Origin of the sequence: Priestia sp. SIMBA_032 (assembly GCF_046535215.1) — a bacterium.
GTDB classification, from domain to species: domain Bacteria; phylum Bacillota; class Bacilli; order Bacillales; family Bacillaceae_H; genus Priestia; species Priestia aryabhattai.
This window is the reverse complement of record NZ_JAWRXD010001684.1, coordinates 1-230: the sequence shown is the minus strand read 5'-3', so window position 1 is coordinate 230 and position 230 is coordinate 1. Positions and strand designations below refer to the sequence as shown.

Below are 230 nucleotides of genomic sequence, written 5' to 3'. Positions count from 1 at the left end.
CCTTCCTCGTGCTGCCCGTGCTCGCGCGCGCCGGAGGGTCCGCCGCGTGGGTCGCGATCGGTGTCGGACAGTCGATCGGCGGGTTCCTCGCCCTCGCGGTCGCGCTCGGTCTCAACGTGCAGGGCCCGACGCTCGTCGCGCTCGCGTCGGCGGAGGATCGCCCCGAGCTCTTCGCGCGCGGTACGCGTGCGCGCCTGCTCCTGCTCGTCCCCGCGCTCGTCGTCGGTGCG

General features: G+C 75.7%; 1 protein-coding gene. It reads left to right on the top strand.

The annotated features are described in order from the left end of the window. Window positions 1–230: hypothetical protein (locus SB717_RS39975; RefSeq protein WP_410908925.1), on the top strand; the 230-nt coding region annotated here is incomplete at both ends.